The organism is Paenibacillus sp. sgz302190, assembly GCF_059820445.1.
The window spans coordinates 55,748-62,965 of sequence record NZ_JBZYAO010000024.1 but is presented as its reverse complement, the minus strand read 5'-3'; the positions used below and the strand labels follow the sequence as shown (position 1 = coordinate 62,965).

At 53.9% G+C, this 7,218-nt stretch carries 7 protein-coding genes; 6 read left to right on the top strand and 1 reads right to left on the bottom strand.

Features of this window, described 5'->3' with window-relative positions:
- Positions 1-929: 929 nt before the first annotated feature.
- The 4 genes from mutM to AC6RNO_RS23755 all read left to right on the top strand — a co-directional run bounded on the left by mutM (position 930) and on the right by AC6RNO_RS23755 (position 3,806).
- Positions 930-1,790 (top strand): DNA-formamidopyrimidine glycosylase, encoded by an 861-nt coding sequence (gene mutM / locus AC6RNO_RS23770; protein WP_497106990.1) that lies wholly within the window; start codon positions 930-932, stop codon positions 1,788-1,790.
- 88 nt (positions 1,791-1,878) lie between these two features.
- Entirely contained in the window at positions 1,879-2,571 is a 693-nt protein-coding gene (gene ytaF / locus AC6RNO_RS23765) for a sporulation membrane protein YtaF (RefSeq protein ID WP_474679661.1), read from the top strand.
- Between the two features lie 18 nt (positions 2,572-2,589).
- Complete coding sequence (gene coaE / locus AC6RNO_RS23760; RefSeq protein ID WP_497106989.1) at positions 2,590-3,186, top strand: dephospho-CoA kinase; 597 nt, start codon at positions 2,590-2,592, stop codon at positions 3,184-3,186.
- Positions 3,183-3,806: a transglycosylase SLT domain-containing protein gene (locus AC6RNO_RS23755; RefSeq protein WP_497106988.1), complete on the top strand. Its 624-nt coding sequence runs from the start codon at positions 3,183-3,185 to the stop codon at positions 3,804-3,806. Before coaE ends, AC6RNO_RS23755 begins: the two co-directional genes overlap by 4 nt.
- A gap of 86 nt (positions 3,807-3,892) precedes the next feature.
- Here the strand turns inward: AC6RNO_RS23755 and AC6RNO_RS23750 are convergent, their stop codons facing one another.
- On the bottom strand, positions 3,893-4,117 hold the full coding sequence (locus AC6RNO_RS23750; protein WP_054797454.1) for an alpha/beta-type small acid-soluble spore protein: 225 nt from the start codon (positions 4,115-4,117) through the stop codon (positions 3,893-3,895).
- 109 nt (positions 4,118-4,226) lie between these two features.
- On the opposite strand from AC6RNO_RS23750, the gene nrdR reads away from it, so the two are divergent.
- Positions 4,227-4,706: a transcriptional regulator NrdR gene (gene nrdR / locus AC6RNO_RS23745; protein ID WP_474679658.1), complete on the top strand. Its 480-nt coding sequence runs from the start codon at positions 4,227-4,229 to the stop codon at positions 4,704-4,706.
- Between the two features lie 142 nt (positions 4,707-4,848).
- Entirely contained in the window at positions 4,849-7,218 is a 2,370-nt protein-coding gene (locus tag AC6RNO_RS23740) for a YcdB/YcdC domain-containing protein (protein WP_497106987.1), read from the top strand.

The window sequence follows — 7,218 nt, the reverse complement described above, 5'->3', positions numbered from 1 at the left end:
CGGAGACCTCCGTGCGGCCGGCCGCACAGTCATCTGCGAGGATGCTGCACGCCAGGCTCACGGGCCTCATAATGCCCGCCAGGCCGAAAAAACTGCGAAAGTGCAGGCTTTTTCCGTGAAAGTGGGTCGTTTTGGTGAAAAGCCTGCAATTGTGCAGGAATTTTGAATGAAAATGAGTCTGGGCCTATATTTTCGATGAAAAACCTGCACTTTTGCAGGAATTTTTCGTTGCCAGCGTATCAACGGGTAAAAAGCTGCACTTTTGCAGGTTTTTTCGCGCTGACAGGCAGAGGTGCTGCTGCTGGCCCGCGGTCCCACCACCGCGCGAGCCGGGCCCTGCCATTGGCCAGCACCGCCGGCCCCCGCCGGTGGCTCTGCCTTTGGCCCGCGCCGCCGGCCCGCGAGCGCGGCCCTGCCTTTGGCTTTCGCCTCTGGCCCGCGCCCGCGGCCCTGCCTTTGGCTTTCGCCTCTGGCCCGCGCCCGCGGCCCTGCCTTTGGCTTTCGCCTCTGNTTCGCCGCCGGCCCGCGCCCGCGGCCCTGCCTTTGGCTTTCGCCGCCGGCTCTCGCCCGCGGCTCTGCCTTTGGCCCGCACCGCCGGCCCTCGCCCGCGGCCCTGCCTTTAGCTTTCGCCGCCGGCCCGCGCCCGCGGCCCTGCCTTTGGCCTGAGCCGTCGGCCCCCGCCGGTGGCTCTGCCTTTGGCCCGCACCGCCGGCCCGCGCCGGTGGCTCTGCCTTTGGCCCGCACCGCCGGCCTGCGCCCGCGGCTCTGCCTTTGGCCAGCACCGCCGGCCCCCGCCGGTGGCTCCGCCTTTGGCTTTCGCCGCCGGCCTGCGCCCGCGGCCCATACACCCCGCTCTTGCTTCTGCACGGGCCTATTCTTGTTTTTTTTACCATTGGTACAAAAAATTTATTTTATAGAGGTGAGACCTGGTGCCTGAGCTGCCCGAAGTCGAAACAGTCAAAAGAACGCTGAATATGCTTGTTGCCGGAAAAACGATCGAGCATGTTCAGGTCAGGCTGCCGCGAATTATACAGAAGCCGCAGGACATTCAGATGTTTGAGACGCTGCTGCAAGGTCAAACGATTCAAATTATCGAAAGGCGCGGCAAGTTTTTGCGCTTTGTCTTGGATGATTATGTGCTCGTCTCGCACTTGCGCATGGAAGGCCGCTATGGCTTGTACGCAGGTGATGATCCGCTGGAGCTGCATACGCATGTGCTGTTCCGTTTTACGGACGGCAGCGAGCTGCGGTACAAGGATGTGCGGCAGTTTGGAACGATGCATTTGTTTCCGAAAGGGGAGGAGTTTTTGCAGCCTCCGCTGCAGAAGCTGGGCCTGGAGCCTTTGGAGGAATCGTTCACGCCGGAGGCGTTCAGTGAACGTATTTCCAAGCGCTCCACCAAGATTAAGCCGCTGCTGCTCAATCAGGAATGTATCGTCGGAATCGGGAATATATATGTAGACGAGTCTCTCTTTTTGTCAGGCATTCATCCCGAGCGCGAAGCTTCGTCGCTTTCCCGCAAGGAGCTGCTGCTGCTGCATGAGGCCATCGTGCGGACGCTGCGGGATGCGGTCGAAGCAGGCGGTTCGTCGATCAAATCCTATGTGAACGGCCAAGGTGAAATCGGACTGTTCCAGCATCAATTGAACATTTACGGACGGCAGTCCGAACCTTGCAAGGCGTGCGGAAGCGAGATTTACAAAACGGTTGTCGGCGGCAGAGGGACGCATATTTGTCCGACATGCCAGCCCCTGAAGCAGAAGAGAGTCCCAAAGAAATCCGGTAAATAGGCACGAGTCGCCACCCCCTCCCATATGATAAGAAGAATGTAACCTGGGAAAGAAGTTAATCCTATGGAAAACTCTTAGGAGGGGTATTATGCTTCCTGTGATTTCTTTGCTTATTCTTGCTTTTGCGGTCAGCTTGGACGGTTTTGGCGTCGGTGCGATGTACGGTTTGCGTAAAATTCGGATTCCGCTTCTTTCCATCGGCATTATTTCGCTTTGGTCGGGCATTATTATTTTCAGCTCGATGCAAATCGGCGTGCTCCTGTCTTCGTTTTTGAGTCCGGAGGCAGCGAAGCGGATCGGCGCCGCCATCCTGATCGGTATCGGCATCTGGGCGTTTGCGCAGGTGCTGCAAAATAAGTCTCAGGAAGCGCAAGAGCCGGAGATTTCTTTGAGGCAGCTCCCGGCCGAACCGCAGGGCGGGGATACGCTGCAAAAGACAAAAGAGATTTTAAACCTCGAATTGAAACGGTTTGGACTTGTTATTCAAATTTTACGGACGCCTTCCATCGCGGATGTAGATAAATCGGGCAATATTTCCGCGTCCGAAGCGACGCTGCTCGGGCTGGCGCTATCGCTCGACGCATTCGGAGCAGGGATCGGGGCGGCTCTTATCGGGTTTGCGCCATTACTTACGGCGGCTGTCATCGCTTTGGCGAGCGGAATATTTATTGCGACCGGACTTCGCATCGGGTTTCGCTATGCGGAGATCAACTGGATGAGGAAGCTGTCGATTCTTCCGGCATGCGTGCTTGTATTGATGGGAATCATGAAAATGTTCTAATGGCAAGGAGTTTTTCGGATGAATATCGGGTTAACAGGAGGAATCGCTTGCGGCAAAAGTACGGTTAGCGCCATGCTCGTCCGCCGCGGCGCCATATTGATTGATGCGGACAAAATCGCCCGCGATGTTGTGGAGCCCGGCAGCCCGGTTCTTGCCAGGGTTGCGGAGCAGTTCGGACAAGCCGTTATTCAGCCGGACGGATCTTTGAACCGCAAAAAGCTGGGCGAGATCGTTTTCGCGGACAAAGATGCGCGCAAGCTGTTGGAGAGCTTGCTGCATCCCGCGATTCGCGCGCAGTTGCTCGAGCAAAGAGAGACGGCCGAACGGGAGCATCCGGACAAGCTGGTCGTTGTCGATGTGCCGCTGCTGTATGAATCCGGTTATGAACATATGTATCAAGAGATTATGGTCGTCTATGTGCCCCGCGAAGTGCAGCGGGAACGGCTGATCCGGCGCGACGGGCTCTCGGAAGCCGAGGCCGACAGGAGGCTTGATGCGCAGATGCCGATCGAAATCAAGCGCGAGCGCGCCGATATCCTCGTTGACAACAGCGGATCTTTGGAGGAAACGGAGCGGCAGATTCGCGAATTTTGGTTAAGAAAGGGGCTTACATGACATTTTTTCGGAAAAAGCGCGCTTTCGCTCTTCTGCTGATTTGTTTTGTTATGCTCCTCTTTATGAACAGTTCTTTTATCGGCCGCAAGCTGTACCCGATTTATTACGAGAAGGAAATTCGACAAAGCGCGGCGAATCATCATACAGATCCTTTTCTCATTGCGGCGATCATTCGGGTCGAGACGAACTACAAGCATCATCTGGAATCGAGCAAAGGGGCGATCGGCCTCATGCAGCTTATGCCGGACACGGCGGCTTGGATCGTCGAGTCCGCGAATATGGGCTCTTTTTCACAAGAAGATTTGCTGCAGGCGGACATTAACATCAATCTCGGAGCTTGGTACATCAGTTGGCTGATGAAGCATTATGACGGCAATTTGCCGTACGCCATAGCCGCATACAATGCAGGCCAGGGCAATGTCAACCAATGGAAAAGAAACGAGGTTTGGGACGGCACGGAAGCGAATATCAGCCGGATACCTTTTGGGGAAACGCGTCATTATGTGCAGCGGGTGCTGTATTACTATGAGAAGTACAAAAAACTTTACACCGAGCAGTGGATCGAAAATGCTTTATCCGCTTTAGCGGCGGGCAATCCGGGCTCTCTCGAAGATTTTTGATGAAAAAAGAAAGAAGCATTGAACCCGCTCCATCGAAGGAGCAATGATTCAATACTTCTCGCGGGACGTTAGCCTTTATTCAAGGGTTACTTGAATTGTCCGGCTAATTGCTGCTCTGCGATTTGTACCAGGCGACGAGTAATGTGACCCCCGATGGCACCAGTATCACGAGTCGCCATGTTGCCGTAGTAGCCATCTTGCGGGATGGCGATACCCAGCTCTTGAGCAACTTCGTATTTCAACTGATCCAGCGCGGCATTTGCTTGAGGAACGACTAGAACATTGCTGCTGCGAGATTGTCCTGCACCCATGTTGTTCACCTCCTTGTCGTTGGTAATCCTATTATGTGCGTTTCGCTCCTGTTCATGACAAGTAACATATGGTAATTGACGTTCAAAAGAAAGGAGAGTTAAGAGCCCAGTGAGATGCCCATTCTGTGACTACAACGGTACGAAAGTGCTCGACTCCAGATCCGCCAACGAAAATAAATCGATCCGCCGCCGCCGGGAATGCGAGAAATGCATGAGACGGTTTACGACGTTCGAAATGGTAGAGGAAACCCCGCTGATCGTCATCAAGAAGGACGGCAGCAGAGAAGAGTTTAGCCGGGAAAAAATGTTGAGAGGCCTGATCCGGGCCTGCGAGAAGAGACCTGTTTCCATGGAGAGGCTGGAAGTTATCGTCTCGGAAGTAGAGATGCAGCTTCGCAACACCGCGCATGCGGAAGTGGACAGCCGGGCCATCGGCGAACTTGTTATGGAGCAGCTGTACCCGGTCGACGAAGTGGCGTACATTCGGTTCGCTTCCGTCTATCGCCAGTTCAAAGATATCAATATGTTTTTAAAAGAATTGACAGAAATATTAGGCAAGCATGAAGGCGGATTTATTCCCAAAAAATAAGCAAAGCCGTCGCGGTTCTTCTTGACGAAGAGCTGACGACGGTTTTATTTTGTTTCCTTGATAAGAACGGAACTATTTGGAATTGGGCACGTACATATTGATGGGCTTTGCAAAATATTCAAATTTTGGGAGAGTGATGTTGTTGAATGCACGTCCAAAAATAAATGGGATGACCGGCAAGCTTGCCGTATTATCCGTTTTGAGCATGAGTCTGCTGCCGCTGCCGGCTTTTGCAGGCGAAAGCGTAACCGTCGAAGTGCAGGGCATGTCCGCCGCGGTTCCGATTGCCGATACCGTTCAGGTGCCGCCGGTCAAACAGGCGGAAGCCAAAATTACGCAGGAAGAAGCGGTAGCGAAAGTCAAGGCTTTATTTCCCAGACTTAAGGATGCCCGGGCAGCCCAGGTGCAGTTGGGAGATACGAATACATATCCTCCTCAATATCAAAATGTCTGGACGATCAACTGGGAGTTCAGCACCGGTTCTAACAGCAGTTACGGTTTGACGAGCAAGGTTGATTCCATTACCGGCGAATTGCTGCAAACCAGCTTTTATTTCCAGGCCGCCGACGGCGAGGCGTACTATCCGCCGAAAAAGACCGAAGCGGAAGCCCTCGAATCGGCAAAAGATTTTATCCGCAAGGCAGCGCCTTCGATCGGGTCCGACAGCTTGAAGCTTGAACAACAGCCGAGAATAAGGGAAGATGCGCTTTTTGGTCCTGTTCAATATTATTTTACGTTCACTCCTTTCATAGACGGCCTCGCAAGCGGGGACAATATTTCCGTGACCGTAGACGGCAACGGGGAAGTTACGGGTTATTACCGAACCAAAGCGTCGGAACAATATCCGTCTTCGAAGCCGGCTGTCAGCCAGGATGAAGCGCTTAAAAAATACGAATCGAGCGTTCATTTGAATTTGCAGTATGTTCCGTTGTATAAACCATACGCCAGAGAAAAAAGCTGGTTTCTCGGCTGGGCTCCTTTGCGCGGCGATGTGAGCATCGATGCGCAAACCGGCAAACTGCTGGATGAAACGGGCAAAGACCTGAAATCGGACATTGAGCAGCTTTCTGATGTCGGCAAGACGGATCAAGTTTTTGTTCCGACAGGGGGGAAAGGAGACGGCCAACTGCTGACGGCCGAGCAGGCAGCCGGGCTCGCGGAGCGATTGGAAGCCATTCCGGCGGATCGGAAGCTGATCGGAAAGGAATTAAATGCCTATTGGGAAAATAACCGGCAGGTGTGGAACTTGAGCTGGTCCAATCAAACGCCTTCTTTTGGCGGGTATGAAAAGCAATCCACAGCCGTCGTTGATGCGAAAACGGGGCGAATTCTCGATTTTCAGGCAGACGGATTCGGGTATGGGTCCCCATTGGTGAATGAAGCGTCAAGAGAGGGGCAAAAGCAGGAAGCGATTGCGCAAAAGGCGGCGGACGGGAAGGCGCTGGCTCTCATTAATCAATTGTATCCGAATGCGGCCGAGGAACTCAAATTGATGTCGGCGGATTCCCCGGCCAATGGCGGGAACGGTTTGTTCGTGTACCGCTATCAGCGTATATTCAAGGGGCTTCCGGTCAGCGGCGATACGACTTCGATCACGTTGAACGCGCAAGGCGCACTGAAAAGCTATCACAGTACCCGCGAGGAAGATCTGGAAGCGAAAGTGTCCTCGCTGGAGGCGGCTACAACAAAAGAAGAAGCTTTCAAAATATTTATGAAAGGCACGGCTCCGGTGCTGCAATACCACAAGTTCGGCGGCTTTTATTCGGGAACTACAGGGTATGCGGAACCGGTGCTTAAGCTAGTTTATCAGCAAAACTACAAGGACAGCACGCAGGCCGGATTTATAATCGATGCCGTTACCGGCAAATGGCGGGAAACTTTCCAGCTATCCGGCGAAGGCGGCGGAAATGTGCCGGCGCTGCCTGCCGATATCGCAGGACATTGGGCGCAAAAAGATTTGGAGTCGCTTGTTCAGCACTCCATTTTGAAGGCCGATTCCGAAGGCAAGCTGCATCCGGATGAGGCCATTACGCTCGGCGATTGGCTGCAGATGACCGCGAAAGCGCTGAATCCGCATTATGAGGATTCGATTTATTACGCGAACAACGGCTCGCAGCCGCAGCTGCATTTTGAGGATGTGGACAAAGAAAATGCTTATTATGCGGCCGCCCAGTTTTATATTCAATCTCAGTGGCTCGATCCCCGCAAAACCCCGCGGCTGGAGCCGGGCAGCATGCTGACGAGGGAAAAGCTGGCCGCTCTGCTTGTCAAGTTCCTCAAATACGACAAGCTGGCCGCGCAGCTGCAAAACAATGCGAAGCTCGGCTATGAAGATGCCGACCTCATTGCGGAGAAGGGCGCCGTTGCTCTCGCCGCCCAACTCGGATTGCTGGACGGCATCGACGGCAAGTTCGATCCGCAGGGCACTGTGACGAAGGCGCAAGCGGCGACTGTGCTTATGAGAGTCGTATACTTGCAAGGAAAACTGGACCAGAGGATCGGTATACAATAA

What these genes read in the sequence shown, in the direction of transcription:
- AC6RNO_RS23750 (WP_054797454.1), bottom strand. Translation starts at nt 4,117, where the DNA reads ATGGGTGCAGGACAATCTCGCAGCAGCAATGTTCTAGTCGTTCCTCAA.
- coaE (WP_497106989.1), top strand. Translation starts at nt 2,590, where the DNA reads ATGAATATCGGGTTAACAGGAGGAATCGCTTGCGGCAAAAGTACGGTT.
- ytaF (WP_474679661.1), top strand. Translation starts at nt 1,879, where the DNA reads ATGCTTCCTGTGATTTCTTTGCTTATTCTTGCTTTTGCGGTCAGCTTG.
- AC6RNO_RS23755 (WP_497106988.1), top strand. Translation starts at nt 3,183, where the DNA reads ATGACATTTTTTCGGAAAAAGCGCGCTTTCGCTCTTCTGCTGATTTGT.